This window comes from Escherichia sp. KTE159 (assembly GCF_000408805.1).
Taxonomy (GTDB): domain Bacteria; phylum Pseudomonadota; class Gammaproteobacteria; order Enterobacterales; family Enterobacteriaceae; genus Escherichia; species Escherichia marmotae.
The window spans coordinates 1,022,947-1,039,156 of record NZ_KE137292.1 but is presented as its reverse complement, the minus strand read 5'-3'; the positions used below and the strand labels follow the sequence as shown (position 1 = coordinate 1,039,156).

Here is a 16,210-nt window from a genome sequence, read left to right as displayed (position 1 = left end):
TCTTACTCCATTAAGCCCATGTCCTTACATGCTGATCTGTCGTAATGAAAGGCATTAAAGAAGATATGTTTTTACTGCTATCAACAATCCTCATGTTTACGAAAAAACCACCGCGATCAATGCCTGTACATCTTTCGTTTTCTGGCTCCTCGTAATCGATAATGCAGCCAATAACATCAACAAGAACCCCGTTTTCTTCTTCAAGACTGAACAGGCCACTGTCATATACAATTGCGTTAAACTGTTCTCTGTTATCGAATCGTAATGTTATATCCCGCATTATACGTATTCCTTAAGCTGCGTATCTGACAATGCTCTGTTCCAGAAACGGAGGTTTTTTATATGACCATTAAGGTGTCGTAATCCTGTCGTCGTTTGCCCCCCGATACGAATCACGGCTGCTTCACGAATATATTTCCATACTGTTTTTGTTTCAGTGCTTATATGCTTATTTGCAAATGAGCATGTCATGCCGTCAGCCTTAACCCTGAATCCCATAACGAGATCCCTTACTCCGCATGATTCATATACACGTCGGTTAGCCCCGCCTATATCGCAATACGAATAACCGTCCTGACTAATAGTTCCAGAAGAACCAAACCCCATAATAAATGGGCCTCCGGACTGGTGATTTTCTGAATCAATGACACGCGGTGCAGCATTATGAGAAATAAACCAGTTTTTATGGACTTCCACCATGAACGTAAAAGGCATGGTATACATATTTTTCATCAGCGGAAATTTACATAAATCTGATGCACGAGTCGCTGGCTCTGTTGTCGTTATGATGAAGGAAGTTGCACAAGCACCATACTCGAATTGCGGGGTGGTTACTTCTATCCAGTCACCTGTTGCAAAAGACCCCACAGCTCTGTCGGCTGCAATTTGCAGCTGCGTACCAACCATTCCCCATTCTGGCAGACATTTCAGTGTTGCCTGAAAGTATATCCATCCACTACCAGGATCGATTTCAAAGTTTGCTGTTAATAGCTGGGCATTGCCACCAGTAATTTGTAGTTCATGGGTCTGTAATGACAAATAGGCGTCGCAAAGGAAGGTGTATCCTTCCGAGTTATACCGTTCAAAACGGATACGTGCGCGAACATTGAGATCACTTCTTACCCTGAACGACGCGGTAACATACGGACCTTTACTGTACTGATCATCGCCAGTCACATCTATGCCTTTGTTACCAGCAACTGTGCATATATTTCTCCCTGTTGTCGTTCCTGCTATATCGCTTCCTACCGTGAAACGTCCATATTTAAACTCAAATTCATCTGTTGATGATGTTACAGATATACCACCGCTTTTATTCCAGGCATCAGGATTAAAACTATTTACGAACATGTTTGTTCGCTGATTCTCTATCAGCAAACCATATTTTTCAAAACGAGGAACGTTATTCCCTGCCACGGTAATATGCCCGGACTTATCAATATACGTTGCAGATGAAGCCCGGCTAAATTGGCATATGCCATTAACAGGCATTGTTATTTCATCACTGCCGATGGTTATTGTTTTATAGCCCGGGGCATACCCTGTTATCGCTTCCAGAGAATCATTCAAGGGTAGCCAGATATCAGGAAGCGGAGGGACAGAAGCAGGATCAGCGGCATCTTCTGCAATCCGGGCTGCATTCTCTGCTCTTGTTGCGGCTGACGTTGCTTCTGTCTCGCTAGCTGCTGCTTTTGTTTCACTCGTCTTTGCGTTAGTTTCACTGGTTTTTGCAGCTTTTTGGCTATTAGCTGCCGCTGTTGCAGAACCAGCTGCGGCACTCTCGCTTTCAGCTGCTGCATCCTGACTGCTTTTCGCCGCAGTTTCGCTGGCTTTGGCATTCGTTTCGCTGGTCTTCGCTGCCGTCTGGCTGGACTTTGCGTTAGTTTCGCTCGTCTTCGCTGCTTTCTGGCTGTTAGCCGCAGCAGTTGCTGATCCAGCTGCTGAAGTCGCAGAACCAGCTGCCGCACTCTCGCTTTCGGCTGCTGCATTCTGGCTATTTTTCGCCGCAGTTTCACTGGCTTTGGCATTCGTTTCGCTGGTTTTCGCTGCCGTCTGGCTGGACTTTGCGTTGGTTTCGCTCGTCTTTGCGGCTGTCTCGCTATTTTTCGCGTTGGTTTCTGATTTTTTGGCTGCTGTCGCGGAGTTTGCCGATGCAGTCTGCGAGGCCGCTGCCGCCTGTGCGCTGTTAGCTGCATTCGTTTCTGAGGTTTTCGCCGCGTTCTTCGATGATGCCGCAGCCGTTTCGGATTTCTTTGCCGCCGCTGCGCTCTGAGAGGCGGCTTCGGCGTTGCGTGCCGCTTCTTCCACCATTGCCTCAAAACGACGCAATGCCTCCGGCATGACGTCATCTTCCGTCATGGCACCGAGAAAATCATTCAGCGTACCGGGTCTGGAACCTTCATAGACGGTAATGATCCCGGCATGTGAAGGCGGAAAACCTTCAACCAGCAGGGTGACGCTGTACTGGCCATACTCAACATCCATGCTGTAACGCCCGGCTTCATCCGGATTTTCAGAGGCCACCGTGTTCACCAGTACCGTGGTGCTGTTACGCTTTGCCTTCAGTTGAATAGTGCAGTTCTGTATTGGTTTTCCCGCACCATCTTTCAGCACACCTGAGATTTTTACTGCTGCCATATCCACTCCACAAAAAAGCCCGCCTGAACCGGCGGGCTGTAATAACACTGTGTTACCTGGCTAATCAGAATTTATAACCGACACCCACGATGAAACCGTCAGTACGCCAGTCGCCACTGCCGGAACCTTCATAAGCAATATCAATGGCCACGGATTCGGTCGGGTTAAACTGCACGCCAGCTCCCCACGCCAGAGACGTGTCGCTGTGGCGACCGTCATCACTTCCGGTCAGCACATCGTGCGTTTTCCCCTTGTTGTCAGTTACGCGGAGATAATCCCCGGAGAACGTCGAAACACGGCTGTAAGCCACACCCGCCATCGCATAAGCACTGAACCATTCATTCACGCGCACAGACGGCCCCGCCATCACGCTGAACCAGCGGTTACGCACGGAATCTTCATGCCAGCGGGTATCGCTGTAACGGGTAAGCTGGCGATTCTTGTCTCCTGCATAGCTGAATGACGTCACCAGCCCCAGTGTGTCCGTAAACTCATAACGGTATTTCACGTTAATCCCGTTAAGATCATCGCTGCCGGGAACGTTCGTCGAGGCATGAAGATACCCCGCGCTCAGCGTGGACTGATGTTCAGATGCCCATGCAGGCGCACCGGATACGGCCAGACAGATGGCTGCGGAAAAAATGGCGGCATAAAGTTTACGCATAATTACCTCTCGCTTTTCTGCAATAAAAAAGGCACCATTTCTGGTGCCCTTATATGGGTTATAACAATTTCAACGAATACTGATGCCGGAAGCGGCTTTTTTGGTCACAATCACCGTACAATCGGTGATATTACCTGCCCACTGATTGCCTTTCTGGAAAATCTTAAACTCCAGAGTGACGCTTCCCCTGCCACTCGGCATATCAATAACCGCACTGTAGCTACCGGGAATGGCCCCTTTAGTTTCTCTGGATGCGATTAATACACCGTTTTTGCGAACTTCAAAACCATAACCCGTGTATCTTGTACCTCCCGGGTTATTACCACTTCCCGGATCGCTATACGCTATTCCGTTAAAGATAATGGGCGGAATAATGATTTGACGGTCAAAGTTATGATCATCACTGATGGTGACTGTAACCGTCCCGTTTGGTGTTTCCGTGTTACCCCACGTACCAGCCTTTTTCGGAAATGGTTTGGATACAGTTTTAACGAAGTCACCTCTGACCTGGTTCGCCTCCAGCATGCCCTTAATCGTACAGTTTTCATTTACCGTGACGTTGTTGAGCGTCCCGGAGTTCGCATTCACGTTACCGCTGATATCGGCATTTTTCGCCGTCAGCCGCCCGTCCGGTGTCAGGGAAAATACCGGAGGATTGCCGCCGCTGGTAATGGTGGGAGCCGTCAGATACTTCAGGAACACGTCGTTCATGAATATCTGGTTGCCCTGCGCCACAAACATCGGCGTTTCATTCCCGTTTGCCGGGTCAATAAACGCGATACGGTTAGCGGCAACCAGGAACTGGCTCAGTTTGCCTTCCTCTGTATCCTCCATGCTGAGGCCAAGCCCCGCGACATAATGCCTGCCGTCTTCGGTCTGCTCAATTTTGACGCCCCACATGGCATTCCATTTATCGTTGGCGTCTTTCCACTCTTTCGAAAACTCCTCCAGTTTGCTGGCGTTATCCTCCGTCAGCTCGACTTTTTCCAGCAGCTCCTTGCCGAGATGGGATTCGGTTATCTGGCCTTTGAAAAAATCCAGGTAACCTTCCGCATCATCGCTCGCCCGACCGACAGCCTCCACGAATGCCGATTTGCCAACGGTGTTCACACTGCGAACGTAAAAATAATAATCATGACCCGGCTTAATATTGATACTGGCAGCTATCCAGTACAGCGCCGTGCCAAGATAGCTGGCTGTGGTTTCAACCTGCCTGATATCCGCAATCCGCTTTTCCGAGAACCAGAACTCAAACTGTACCGTCGGATCATAAACGGCAAGATGCGGCGTGGCGGTTATCTGAAAATAGCCCGGCGTCAGCTCAATCTGCGACGGTGCTGCCGGTGCGGCAATCCGGAACGATACCGACGCCGGATCGCCCTGCTGCCCCCAGGCATTTGCCGCCCGGACCGTCAGTCTGTAGTTTCCCAGCGCCAGTTGCCTGAAGCGGTATGTGGTTTCCGTCGTCCGGGCCGTGCTGACCAGCCGCTCACTGCCGTCATCCGCTGCCACGGTCAGGCGAAGCATAAAGCTCACCCCCTTCACCACCTTCGGCGTATCCCAGCGCGCCAGCACCTGGTATTCCCCGCTGTCTGCGGTGACTTCTGCGGTCAGGTGCTGCACTGCTGGCGGCGTGACACCGTTCACCGTTCCGCTCTGGTCGCCGTCAAAGTGCGCCCCGTTATCCACGATGGCTTCTTTCTCCGGCACATGCTGCACGGCAGTGATGGCATACGTGCCGTCATCGTTCTCACGGATACTCACACAGCGGAACAGGCGCTGGCGCAGCGTCGGCAGCTTCAGCCCCCATACGCTGTATTCGGCAACACCGTCAGGAACCCGGTTCACTTTTACCTTCACGCCGTCGGTGACGGACTGAACCTCCACGCTGACCGGATTGCCACTTCCGTCAACCAGGCTTATCAGCGTGGTGCCGGAGGATGGCAGCGTGATTTCACGGTCGAGCGTCAGCGTCCGGGTCTGGCTGTTCACCGCCAGCACGCGACCACCGATGCTGATACCGGCATAGTCATCATCACAGATTTCAATGACATCGCCCGGTACATGGCGAAGCCCTTCGGCACCCACGCTGAAGTCCACGGTCTGCGTCTCCAGCAGTTCAGTTTTAATCAGCCACAGCCCGGCGCGGTGTGCCTGCCCCCGGCTGGTACAGCCAAAGGCATCCATCTTCGTGACATTACGACCGTAACGGACAATGGCCTGCGTATCTTCAACAAGCTCTGTCGCCGTCTCCCAGCCGTTGTTCGGGTCAATCCAGTTCACCTCAACGGCATTATGGCGGTCCTTCAGGGCGCTGAAGCTGTAGCGGAACGGCGCGCCATCATCCGGCATCACCACATTACTGCGGTTATAGGTCCACACCTTATCCGACGGTCGGTCCTGCACGAACGTCAGCGTCTGCCCGTTCCATACCGGCATACAGCGCATCGCCGAACAGAAATCACTGAGCACATCCCACGCCTTACGCTGTGTGGTCAGGTAAGCGTTACAGGTGATGCGCGGCTCCGTGCCACCAAAGCCATCCGGCACTGACTGATCGCAATACTGGCCGATGACATACAGCGCCCATTTGTCCACATCCGCCGCACCAAGACGTTTCCCCATGCCGTAGCGCGGGTGGGTCAGCATATCCCACAGACACCAGGCCATGTTGTTGCTGTATGCCGGTTTAAACGTCCCGTCCCAGATACCGCTGTATTGCCGCGTCTGCGGGTTATAGTTCGATGGCACCTGCAGAATGCGCCCGCGAAGATGATAATTACGGCTCACCTGCTGGCTGCCGAACTGTTCCGAGTCCACCTGCACGCCGACCAGTGCCGTGTTCGGGTAGCACTGTTTCACATCGATGATTTCAGTGTATGACGACCAGAGCGTTTTGTTCTGCAGCTGGTCTGTGGTGCTGTCCGGCGTCATCCTGCGCATCCGGATATTAAACGGGCGCGGCGGCAGGTTACCCACCACCACCGAGGCCAGATACTGCGAGGTGGTTTTGCCCTTAATGGTGATGTCTTTTTCCGTCACCCAGCCACCGTTACGTTGTATCTGAACCAGCAGGCGGACTTCCGACGGATTCCTGTCACCCTTTGAGGTGGTTTCCACCAGTGCCTGCACACCGAAGGTAAAGCGCAGACGGTCGATGTTTGCAGACGTGATGGTCCGGGTGATCGGCGTGTCGTATTTCACTTCCGTACCCAGCACCGTCTCGGAACCGGAGGATTCAAATCCCTCCGGCGGTGTCTGCTCCTGCTCACCTGCCCGGAACACCACCGTAACACCGGAGATGTTGGTATTCCCCTCACTGTCCAGCACCGGTGTACTGTTCAGCAGCACGCTTTTTAATCCATCCACCGGACCTTCAATCGGCCCTTCGCTGATGGCATCGATCACACTCAGTAATTGCGTGGATTTCAGGTTGTCCTTCGCTTCGCGCGGGGTATGCCCCTTACTGCTGCCTTTACCCATTCGTCATGCTCCATAAACGACAAAACCGCCCGCAGGCGGTTTCACATAAAATATTTTGCATCATCGACCAATCACCACAACCTGACCACCGTCCCCTTCATCTGCCGTGCTGATCTCCTGAGATGCCACACGTGACCCCACGCGCATTTCACCGTACAGAACAGGCAGGACATTGCCCTGGGCAACCATGTTATCCAATGAGGAGAAATAGGTGTTCTGCTTACCGTTATCCGTTGTCTGTGTGCGGGGAGTTCTGGCTTTCGGTGCCAGCATCTGAGCCACACCGCCGAGCACCATACTGGCACCGAGAGAAAACAGAATGCCGGTCATACCACCGGCACCAATGGCAGCCCCCCATGCTGCAAGGGTGGCTCCGGCGGTAAAGAATGATCCGGCAATGGCGGCTGCTCCCAGGACAATCTGGAATACACCACCTGACTTGGCCCCGGCGACTCTGGGAACAATATGAATCACAGCGCCATCAGGCAGAGTCTCATGTAACTGCGCCGTTAACCCGGACGTGCTGACATCCCGCCCGGCAATCCGTACCTGATACCAGCCGTCGCTCAGTTTCTGACGAAACGCCGGGAGCTGTGTGGCCAGTGCCCGGATGGCTTCAGCCCCCGTTTTCACACGAAGGTCGATGCGGCGACCAAATCGTTGTAAATCCCCGTAAAGGCAGATGCGCGCCATACCCGGTGACGCCAGAGGGAGTGTGTGCGTCGCTGCCATTTGTCGGTATACCTCTCTCGTTTGCTCAGTTGTTCAGGAATATGGTGCAGCAGCTCGCCGTCACCACAGTAAATGGCGGCATGATTCGGCACCGATGAACCAAAGCAGCACAGCAGCACATCGCCCGGCTGCGCCGCTGACAACGGCACCTGATACAGCCCCGTTGCCTCCAGATTATCCAGATAGAGATTCTGACCGTGACGCCACCAGTCATCCTCACGATGAAAGTCCGGCATCTCAATCCCCGCCAGATGGTAAGCGTCCCGGAACAGCGTGTAACAGTCCGTCACCCCGTGCTCAAAGCGCCGCCCGGTGAGATGCGGCACACAGCGGAACTTATGAATCTCACCCCGGCAGACCAGCCACCACGGCAAATCACTCTGCACCTGCAGCCGCCTGTCGGCCTCACTCAGCCAGGGCAGACCACCGTGGTGGCTGTGGACCAGCGCCACAATCTCACCCTGCATCTCTGCCTGCAGCCAGTCCTCCGGAGCCATCCGGAAATACTCCTCCGGCTCACCGGAAATATTCACGCAGGGAAAATATCTTTCCCCCTCCGGCGTTCTCACCACGAAGCCGCACGACTCCGCTGGCGCACATCGCCGGGCGTGCGCCAGAATCGCTGATTCTGTCTCTGTCATGAGATTTACTGCGAAAGTTTGTTAATGGAAAGGAAGCCGCCAAAGTTATCGACGTTATTGCGGAACTTACAGCCACTCAGGCATTTGCTGCATTTATCCTTCGTGATATCGAACGTTGGCTGGTCATATTCATCCGCGACCGCCGGACCGCTATAACCGCACTCATCACCGCGATAGGTCCAGGTGCAGGTGTTGGCCAGCATGATACGTCCCGGAAAAACAGCGCCGTCCGTTTCCGTCGGCGTGGACAGTACAAAAGAGGCACTGACTGCGCTCAGTTCGCTGCACTGCTCGATGCGCCAGCGGCTGATCACCTCCTGCTCCGGATCGGCGTCGCTGTTTCCGTTGACGAAGTTCACCGCATCCAGAAAACGGGCGTAAACCTTACGCCTGACCACCGTTCCGCCGACCAGACTCTGCAGATCTTCCGCCATCCCGGTGACCATACCGTACAGGTTAGAAACCGTCAGCGTGGGGCGCGTACTGGTGCCTTTGCCATTCAGTTCAAAACCGCTCCCCTGAATGGGATACGCCTGATACTGTCGCCCCTGCCAGGTAACCGGCTCACCTTTTTCGTTCTGCTCATTACAGAAAAAATAACGTTCACCACCGACCTCTGTCAGATCGATTTCCCAGAGCACCACGCTGGCCGACTGCTCCGCACGGGTGCATTCATTCAGTGTTTCCTGCCGGATATCCTGCATCAGTTCACCACCTGTTTAAACTCTGCGCTGAACTCAACACGCAACATACTGACCTGCGACGACCATTTTGCGCAGGTCACCTTTATCTGCCTGTAACCATAAGGCGGCGTCCACAGAAAGGCCTTCCAGCCCCCGTGCTCAGCCAGAAACGACTCCAGCGCCGTGGCCTCCTCACGGGAGACAGACAGCGTCACGCTGTACGTTTTCAGGTCAGCGTTCAGCCCGGCAGGCGCACGCTGGGAATAGCCATCACCAAAGCGCACCTCCCTGACAGAAGGAGCCGATGTCACATCCATACCGGGTTTCACTTTCCAGCGGAAGGTCTTCATCGTCCACCTCCGGAGAACAGGCCACCATCACGCATCTGTGTCTGAATTTCATCACGGGCACCCTTGCGGGCCATGTCATACACCGCCTTCAGAGCGGCCGGACCTATCTGCCCGTTCGTGCCGTCGTTGTTAATCACCACATGGTTATTCTGCTCAAACGTCCCGGACGCCTGCGACCGGCTGTCTGCCATGCTGCCCGGTGTACCGACATAACCGCCGGTGGCATAGCCGCGCATCAGCCGGTAAAGATTCCCCACGCCAATCCGGCTGGTTGCCTCCTTCGTGAAGACAAACTCACCACGGTGAACAATCCCCGCTGGCTCATATTTGCCGCCGGTTCCCGTAAATCCTCCGGTTGCAAAATGGAATTTCGCCGCAGCGGCCTGAATGGCTGTACCGCCTGACGCGGATGCGCCGCCACCAACAGCCCCGCCAATGGCGCTGCCGATACTCCCGACAATCCCCACCATTGCCTGCTTAAGCAGAATTTCTGTCATCATGGACAGCACGGAACGGGTGAAGCTGCGCCAGTTCTGCTCACTGCCGGTCAGCATCGCCGCCATATTCTGTGCAATACCATCAAAGGTCTGCGTGGCTGCACTTTTTACCTGCGACATACTGTCCGTGGCGCTCTCTTCCCACTCACTCCAGCCGGACTTCAGGCCTGCCATCCAGTTCCCGCGAAGCTGGTCTTCAGCCGCCCAGGTCTTTTTCTGCTCTGACATGACGTTATTCAGCGCCAGCGGATTATCGCCATACTGTTCCTTCAGGCGCTGTTCCGTGGCTTCCCGTTCTGCCTGCCGGTCAGTCAGCCCCCGGCTTTTCGCATCAATGGCGGCCCGTTTTGCCCGTTGCTGCTGTGCGAATTTATCCGCCTGCTGCGCCAGCGCGTTCAGGCGCTCCTGATACGTAACCTTGTCGCCAAGTGCAGCCAGCTGGCGTTTGTACTCCAGCGTCTCATCTTTATGCGCCAGCAGGGATTTCTCCTGTGCAGACAGCTGGCGACGTTGCGCCGCCTCCTCCAGTACCGCGAACTGACTCTCCGCCTTCCACAAATCCCGGCGCTGCTGGCTGATTTTCTCATTTGCTCCGGCATGCCTCTCCAGCGTCCGGAGTTCAGCCTGAAGCGTCAGCAGGGCAGCATGAGCACTGTCTTCCTGACGATCGCCCGCAGACACCTTCACGCCGGACTGTTTCGGCTTTTTCAGCGTCGCTTCATAGTCCTTTTTCGCCGCCGCCATCAGCGTGTTGTAATCTGCCTGCAGAATTTTCCCGTCCTTCAGTGCCTTGTTCAGTTCTTCCTGACGGGCGGTATATTTCTCCAGCGGCGTCTGCAGGCGTTCATAAGCCTTCTGCGCCTCTTCGGTATATTTCAGCCGTGATGCCTCAGACTCGGCCCAGTCCTTTGCTGCCATCTCTCTGGCCTTTTCAAGATCGGCCTGCAACGTGGCGGCTGAAAGCCCAAGTTGCGCATTCGCTCTGTCCTCCCATGCTCCCCGGAGATTGGCAAGAAATGCGGATGTTTTACCGCGCCGGTGGCTCCGGCTCTGATACCACTGCCATTTTTTGTCCGCCTCATCAAAAGCCTTTTCTGCTTTCTCCAGCATTTCCCGGGCAGTGTCCGGGCGACCAATATCCAGCACCGAATCCCACATGGATTTGAATGCCCGTGCTGTCCTGTCTGCCCAGGTCTCCAGCGTGCCCATGTTCTCTTTCAGGCGGCGGGGCTGGTCATCAAACCCTTTCGTTGCGGCCTCGTTCGCCGCCTGCAATGCCCCGGCTTCATCTCCGGAACGCTGCAACTGAGCAACATACGCAATCTGCTCCGCCGTCACGTTATGGAACTGACGTGCCATCGCTGTCAGTCCCGACGTCGGGTCTGTGGTCAGCTTCCCGAAGGCTTCAGCGACCTTGTCCACCTCCACGCCGGATGCAGAGGAGAAACGCGCCACACTCTGGCTGATCGCCTCAAACTGCTCACCACCACGCACACCGGCATTCACCAGCGCCGTCAGTGACTCGCTGGTCTGGTTAAACGTCAGCCCTGCCGCCTGCCCGGCTCTGGACAGGGCCAGAATACGATCTGCCGTCAGTCCCGCCTGATTGCCGGAAAGGACCAGCGTTTTGTTGAAATCGGACAGGGTTGAGTTGCCCTGATACCAGGCATACGCCAGCGCACCGGTCGCCACCGCCAGCGAGGTGGCCCCCACCATCGGCAGGGTGATCGCACCGGCAAGCCCCCTGAACATGGGGATCATCCCGCCGAAGGAGTCCTTAACCTGACCACCCTGTTGCAGCAGGATCAGCCACGGACTTTGCCCGCCTGCAAGCTGCGTGGCCACGTCGGTGAACTGTGCAGGCAGCATACGCATGGCGGCTTTATACTGCCCGACGGAAATCCCCGCTTTCTGTGCAGCCAGCGCCTGTCGGCTCAGCGACTGTTCAACGACTGCCGCTGTTTTTTTCGCATCACTTTCCGTACCGGAAAAATGACGCCTGACTCTGGCCATCTGCTCGTCAAATCTGGCCGCATCCAGACTCAAATCAACGACCAGATCGCCTACCGGTTCAGCCATACCGGACTCCTCCTGCGATCCCTTCTGATACTGTCATCAGCATTACGTCATCCTCCGTCATGTCCGCCACATCCGGGGAAGTAGGGATAACTTCATTCCCGTCCGGGCCAAAGCGGACACCTCCGGCAAGCCCTGCCGCTTTCTGCATCAGCACATCATCTTCAGGCTCCTCGTCAGCCTCGCGCCGGTTCAGCAAACTGAAATCCAGCGGATGCATATCCGGATCGCTGAAAAACAGGCTGAGCACGGTGTACGTCAGCCCGGAAAAGTGCATATCCAGCAGAACATCATGAAAATAATGGGTACTGTAAAAGCGGTGCCAGTCGGCATACTCCGTGGATGACATCCCGGCAAGCATGGCACGCCAGTCGGGTCGCCCCATCTCACGCGCCAGTTTCAGGGCAAAACTCAGCTCACCGTCGAACACTTTCCCGCAGAAACAGGCTCTGCAGGCCCGGCGTCCTCTGTCTGTTCAGGGGTATTATTCACAACAAACTCATACATACCAGACAGCCGGTACACCACGTTTTCAGCATGAGAAATTGCCTCCGTGGGCCAGGTGGTAAGCACTTCCTGCTCAATCTGTTTAACGGCTTCATTCATGGACGGCATCTGCGTCTTCTGCGGATGGTTATGCCACAGGGACATCGCCACCAGAAACGCGCCGGTTCTGATGGCGTCTTCCACAGTAAACTTCCGGTTGCTGTCTGACTCCGCCTGTTCTGCCTGCCGTTTCATCAGGGCGAGATGCTCAATACGCTGCAGGGCTGACAGTTCAGAAAGCGTGACGGTCACACCGTTATGTTCAAATGATTCGGTTTTCAGGAACATCTCTGACTCTCCGGATTAACTGGCGGTGACGGTGATTTCTGCAACCGCAGCAAACTCACCATTACCGGATACGACCGGAATGTTGACCTTACCTGCAGCAACGCCATTCACGGTGATGGTCATACCACTGACCGACACGGTGGCTTTTGTTTTATCCGCTGACACCGCACGGAAGCTCTTGTCGGTTGCGCCTTCCGGCTGGAATGCCACGGTCAGCGTGGTGCTCTTCCCTTTCACTACGGAAGCGCTGGCTGGCGTCACGGTCATACCGGTTGCCGCTGTTACCGTGCTGCGATCTTCTGCCATCGACGGACGTCCTACGTTGGTGACTTTCACCGTGCGGGTGATCACGTCCTTCGCCGTCACCGCCTTACCGATACTGCTGACCCAGCCGCGGAACACATCGACCGTGCCGTTCGGGAAGCGGATTTTATAGGCACGGGTATCACCTTCATTAAACCACGCCAGCAGCGCCTGCTGCCCCTGCTCTCCGGGCATCCACGCCAGCGTGAAGCTGGTATCTCCGGCAGATTTCTGCCCCTGTCCGGTCGCGGTCCAGTCCGCATCTTCATCATCGAGATAACTGTCGTCATAGGACTCAGCGGTCAGTTCGCCGGGCGTCAGGTCTTTAACCTTTGCCAGACGCGACCAGTCATTGTCTGAAAGCGGGTTTGCATAAGGGTCGCCGCTCCCGTTATAAACCCACAGTGTGGTCCCGGCCCCTTTCACCGGTGCCAGAGGATTTGGTGTTGGCATATCGTCCTCACATTTCATAGGTAATGACATAAGTCAGATCGGCTGAACTCCACAGGCCCGCATCATCGTCGCGCCGGTAGTCATAGCCACTGGCCACCATACTGGTGATCAAATCTGACAGTGCCGGGATATCGCTCATCACCGGATAAATCCGGGACTCCATCCACGAATCCAGCTCTGAATCCGGCACCTGAGCAGGCAGGAAAACTTCAATATGCAGCTCCGCCTGCCAGGTATCGCTGTCCAGCTCTTCGCCCGTGTATTCAGCGCCGGTGAGATAAACGGCAATTGCCGGAAAATCTTCCTCATCAAAAACAGCGGGGCGACCATCAAAAAGCGTCGCCCCGGTGTCATGCTTCTCCAGTGCATCCAGTACGGCTGCACGGAGTTCAGTATGTTTCATCGCTTTATTACCATTCTCAGTTGATGCTGCAGCGCATAGCCCAGCTCTTTCGGAAGACGCTCACGCCGTATCCGCTCAATATTCTGTTTAAACGCCGTGGTCAGCGGCACCGCCATCGGAATTTTCACCACATCAATGGGGTAACGGTTTTTCCCGGCCACACGCTGCATGACATGCCACCGGCCATTTTTCAGTTGCTGAATAAACGCGCCGGGAATACGACGGTTACCCACCACAAGCACGCTGCCGCCACCTTTCAGGGATGAATGCTGCCCCTTTTTACGACGCCTGCGGCGGGACAGGACAACCCGTGCGTTACCCAGCCTGATTACGGGCAAATCCCCCCGGTTAACCCTGATTCTGGCCTGCGGATTTTTGACCGTGGCCCTTTTCAGCCTGGCCCTTTCCTTTACCAGTTTCCGGCGTACCTTTGTCTCACGGGCAACCTGTGACGCAGACTGCGATATCGCGGATGAAGCAACGCGGTTAATGGCCATTGCGGCGGCACCGGGCACCGCCGTTTTGCTGATACGGCTGAGGTTTTCAACGGCCTGCTCAAGACCTTTTATGGCCATACATCCCCCTTTCAGCGGCGACGGTTAACGGCAGGCGGTACGCCCCGCCCAAGCCAGAGATGACAGCTTCCGCCATCATCCGGCGAAATCCGGTCTATCCAGAAGTTTTCCTCACCGATGGTCAGCGTGTCGCCGCGCCGCAGCTGCCGCACATCATCAGTCCGGACAAACAGGGACGGGCTGGAGCCTTCAACGCGTACGCCCTGTCCGGCATAGCTGATATTTTCAGGGTCATCAAAAACACCACGTATTACTGCGCCGGACTGCTCACCGGATGTCATGGTGGCTGACGTTCCCATGTACCCGCGTATCGTTTCATCGGCGCGGGCAATGGCAGCATCGAACAGGTTATCGAAATCAGCCACAGCGCCTCCCGTTATTGCATTCTGGCCAGGCCACGTTCTGTCATTTCGGCTGCCACACCGGCAGAGACACGAAACGCCGTTCCCGGCAGCACAAATGCCACAGCCTCATCCCGCGTGGCGTGAAGTGCATCGGTATGCAGCGTCACCAGTGCCACAACCGTGACCAGAGCAGCCGTATCAGTCACGGTATCCGTCTGTGCTGATACCACCTCATTTTCATGTCCGGTCAGCGCATTTTCCGGGCTGACAGACGTGTCCTGACCGGCTGCGTCATCCGTGTCATCAAGCTCCTCTTCCAGCTCTGCCACACGGAGCGCCAGTTCTTCTTTCGTCCCCGTCAGGCTGACATCACGGTTCAGTTGCTCACCCAGCGACCGGAGACGGGCAATCAGTTCATCTTTCGTCATGGACTCCTCCACAGAGAGAAAATGGCCCCGAAGGGCCATGATTACGCCAGTTGAACGGACACGAACTCATCAGGGTCAGCCAGCAGCATCAGCGGTGCTGACTGAATCATGGTGAACTCACGCGCCGGGTCGCCGGTGGCCACCCAGTTTTTCGGGTAACGGGCAGAGGCGTTAATGCCTTCGCGCTGTGCGTCCGCATCCTGAATGCAACCATAGGTGCGCAGACCGCGTGCCTGAGTGTTCCCCAGCACCATCGTGTTGTCCGGCAGGAAGTTCTTTTTGACGCCGTTTTCCACGTACTGTCCGGAATACACGACGATGGCCACATCGCCATACATTCCCTTATAAGACACCGCTTTGCCCAGGTCTTTTACCGCTGTCTCCAGCTCGGAATGAGAGCCGCGACGGGTATCCAGCTTCTCCTTGACGGCCTTGAAGGAACGGAACAGCGCCCAGCCTTTCGGATCAAACACGATGATATTCACCACACCGCTGGCGTTCAGCGCGTAGGCTTCGATATCGTCGGTCGGGTCATACGTGGACTTGTCACGCTTGCTCCACTCTGTGCCGCCGGACTGCGTGATGTTATTCGCCGCACTGCGGCCCATATCCACCTCAACCGGATCGAAGGCTTCACCGGTCATGGTGTATTTGCCCTTAAGCACGGCAGAAACTGCCTGCATCTCTTCGACCTGGGCAATCGCCAGATTTTCATCCAGCATATTCTGCCGAATAATACGGCGACGACGGTAAGCCGGGTCAGCCAGGTTCTGCGGATCTTCATCCGGCAGGCGACGCAGGGTCATCTGCGGATTCACCTCATGCTTGGGTTTGACATAACCCGGCGTAAATTCAGAGGTGGAGCCGCCACGGGATCGGATAACCTCACCGGAAACAATCGGCGAAACGTACAGCGCCATGTTTACCAGTCCCGGAATTTGTGAGAGATAGACTTTTTCCGTGGTGAAAGGATAGGTTTCACGGAAAAACAGGCGCAGAAACAGCGGATCGAACTTAAAGTGATGCTGGGTCGATGCCAGTAATTCTGCAGTTGTATATACAGACATAAATTATTTCCATAAAAAAAGCCGCACAGGCGGCCTTTGT

Annotated in this window: 17 protein-coding genes; all 17 read right to left on the bottom strand. The window is 55.2% G+C overall.

Translation table 11 applies throughout. The features are described 5' to 3' along the window. Positions 1-10: 10 nt before the first annotated feature. Positions 11-280: a hypothetical protein gene (locus A31E_RS16505; RefSeq protein ID WP_001204892.1), complete on the bottom strand. Its 270-nt coding sequence runs from the start codon at positions 278-280 to the stop codon at positions 11-13. Next, positions 280-2,637 carry a prophage tail fiber N-terminal domain-containing protein gene (locus A31E_RS16510; protein WP_001516233.1) on the bottom strand — a complete coding sequence of 786 codons (2,358 nt, stop codon included), beginning with the start codon at positions 2,635-2,637 and terminating at the stop codon, positions 280-282. Before A31E_RS16510 ends, A31E_RS16505 begins: the two co-directional genes overlap by 1 nt. A 64-nt stretch (positions 2,638-2,701) precedes the next feature. Beyond that, positions 2,702-3,301, bottom strand: a complete 600-nt coding sequence (locus A31E_RS16515; RefSeq protein ID WP_001516232.1) for an Ail/Lom family outer membrane beta-barrel protein — start codon at positions 3,299-3,301, stop codon at positions 2,702-2,704. A gap of 69 nt (positions 3,302-3,370) precedes the next feature. Then, positions 3,371-6,784: a phage attachment tail tip protein J gene (locus A31E_RS16520; protein ID WP_016248619.1), complete on the bottom strand. Its 3,414-nt coding sequence runs from the start codon at positions 6,782-6,784 to the stop codon at positions 3,371-3,373. Positions 6,785-6,844: 60 nt separating this feature from the next. Next, positions 6,845-7,417: a tail assembly protein gene (locus A31E_RS16525; protein ID WP_000847665.1), complete on the bottom strand. Its 573-nt coding sequence runs from the start codon at positions 7,415-7,417 to the stop codon at positions 6,845-6,847. Continuing rightward, complete coding sequence (locus A31E_RS16530) at positions 7,414-8,157, bottom strand: C40 family peptidase (RefSeq protein ID WP_024193569.1); 744 nt, start codon at positions 8,155-8,157, stop codon at positions 7,414-7,416. Before A31E_RS16530 ends, A31E_RS16525 begins: the two co-directional genes overlap by 4 nt. A 5-nt stretch (positions 8,158-8,162) precedes the next feature. Further along, entirely contained in the window at positions 8,163-8,861 is a 699-nt protein-coding gene (locus A31E_RS16535) for a phage minor tail protein L (protein WP_016248617.1), read from the bottom strand. Then, entirely contained in the window at positions 8,861-9,190 is a 330-nt protein-coding gene (locus A31E_RS16540; RefSeq protein WP_000847401.1) for a phage tail protein, read from the bottom strand. The genes A31E_RS16535 and A31E_RS16540 overlap by 1 nt, the downstream gene beginning before the upstream one ends. Beyond that, positions 9,187-11,766: a phage tail tape measure protein gene (locus tag A31E_RS16545; protein WP_016248616.1), complete on the bottom strand. Its 2,580-nt coding sequence runs from the start codon at positions 11,764-11,766 to the stop codon at positions 9,187-9,189. The genes A31E_RS16540 and A31E_RS16545 overlap by 4 nt, the downstream gene beginning before the upstream one ends. Further along, entirely contained in the window at positions 11,759-12,193 is a 435-nt protein-coding gene (locus tag A31E_RS16550; RefSeq protein ID WP_000459458.1) for a phage tail assembly protein T, read from the bottom strand. The genes A31E_RS16545 and A31E_RS16550 overlap by 8 nt, the downstream gene beginning before the upstream one ends. Next, on the bottom strand, positions 12,175-12,597 hold the full coding sequence (gene gpG, locus A31E_RS16555) for a phage tail assembly chaperone G (RefSeq protein WP_000479155.1): 423 nt from the start codon (positions 12,595-12,597) through the stop codon (positions 12,175-12,177). Before gpG ends, A31E_RS16550 begins: the two co-directional genes overlap by 19 nt. Positions 12,598-12,612: 15 nt before the next feature. Further along, the gene (locus A31E_RS16560; RefSeq protein ID WP_001530241.1) at positions 12,613-13,353 is read right to left on the bottom strand and encodes a phage tail protein; all 741 of its coding nucleotides are present in this window, start codon (positions 13,351-13,353) and stop codon (positions 12,613-12,615) included. 7 nt (positions 13,354-13,360) lie between these two features. Beyond that, entirely contained in the window at positions 13,361-13,756 is a 396-nt protein-coding gene (locus A31E_RS16565) for a phage minor tail U family protein (protein ID WP_000683145.1), read from the bottom strand. Further along, positions 13,753-14,331, bottom strand: a complete 579-nt coding sequence (locus tag A31E_RS16570; RefSeq protein ID WP_016248615.1) for a phage tail protein — start codon at positions 14,329-14,331, stop codon at positions 13,753-13,755. The genes A31E_RS16565 and A31E_RS16570 overlap by 4 nt, the downstream gene beginning before the upstream one ends. Positions 14,332-14,342: 11 nt before the next feature. After that, positions 14,343-14,696 carry a head-tail joining protein gene (locus A31E_RS16575; protein ID WP_000752994.1) on the bottom strand — a complete coding sequence of 118 codons (354 nt, stop codon included), beginning with the start codon at positions 14,694-14,696 and terminating at the stop codon, positions 14,343-14,345. Positions 14,697-14,707: 11 nt separating this feature from the next. Continuing rightward, the gene (locus tag A31E_RS16580) at positions 14,708-15,103 is read right to left on the bottom strand and encodes a DNA-packaging protein FI (RefSeq protein ID WP_000158895.1); all 396 of its coding nucleotides are present in this window, start codon (positions 15,101-15,103) and stop codon (positions 14,708-14,710) included. Positions 15,104-15,144: 41 nt separating this feature from the next. Then, positions 15,145-16,170 (bottom strand): major capsid protein, encoded by a 1,026-nt coding sequence (locus A31E_RS16585; protein WP_016248614.1) that lies wholly within the window; start codon positions 16,168-16,170, stop codon positions 15,145-15,147. Positions 16,171-16,210: the final 40 nt, after the last annotated feature.

Excerpts from the sequence above, each read along its gene's own strand:
- A31E_RS16505 (WP_001204892.1), bottom strand. The coding sequence starts at position 280 with ATGCGGGATATAACATTACGATTCGATAACAGAGAACAGTTTAACGCA.
- A31E_RS16510 (WP_001516233.1), bottom strand. The coding sequence starts at position 2,637 with ATGGCAGCAGTAAAAATCTCAGGTGTGCTGAAAGATGGTGCGGGAAAA.
- A31E_RS16515 (WP_001516232.1), bottom strand. The coding sequence starts at position 3,301 with ATGCGTAAACTTTATGCCGCCATTTTTTCCGCAGCCATCTGTCTGGCC.
- A31E_RS16520 (WP_016248619.1), bottom strand. The coding sequence starts at position 6,784 with ATGGGTAAAGGCAGCAGTAAGGGGCATACCCCGCGCGAAGCGAAGGAC.
- A31E_RS16530 (WP_024193569.1), bottom strand. The coding sequence starts at position 8,157 with ATGACAGAGACAGAATCAGCGATTCTGGCGCACGCCCGGCGATGTGCG.
- A31E_RS16535 (WP_016248617.1), bottom strand. The coding sequence starts at position 8,861 with ATGCAGGATATCCGGCAGGAAACACTGAATGAATGCACCCGTGCGGAG.
- A31E_RS16540 (WP_000847401.1), bottom strand. The coding sequence starts at position 9,190 with ATGAAGACCTTCCGCTGGAAAGTGAAACCCGGTATGGATGTGACATCG.
- A31E_RS16545 (WP_016248616.1), bottom strand. The coding sequence starts at position 11,766 with ATGGCTGAACCGGTAGGCGATCTGGTCGTTGATTTGAGTCTGGATGCG.
- gpG (WP_000479155.1), bottom strand. The coding sequence starts at position 12,597 with ATGTTCCTGAAAACCGAATCATTTGAACATAACGGTGTGACCGTCACG.
- A31E_RS16560 (WP_001530241.1), bottom strand. The coding sequence starts at position 13,353 with ATGCCAACACCAAATCCTCTGGCACCGGTGAAAGGGGCCGGGACCACA.
- A31E_RS16565 (WP_000683145.1), bottom strand. The coding sequence starts at position 13,756 with ATGAAACATACTGAACTCCGTGCAGCCGTACTGGATGCACTGGAGAAG.
- A31E_RS16570 (WP_016248615.1), bottom strand. The coding sequence starts at position 14,331 with ATGGCCATAAAAGGTCTTGAGCAGGCCGTTGAAAACCTCAGCCGTATC.
- A31E_RS16580 (WP_000158895.1), bottom strand. The coding sequence starts at position 15,103 with ATGACGAAAGATGAACTGATTGCCCGTCTCCGGTCGCTGGGTGAGCAA.
- A31E_RS16585 (WP_016248614.1), bottom strand. The coding sequence starts at position 16,170 with ATGTCTGTATATACAACTGCAGAATTACTGGCATCGACCCAGCATCAC.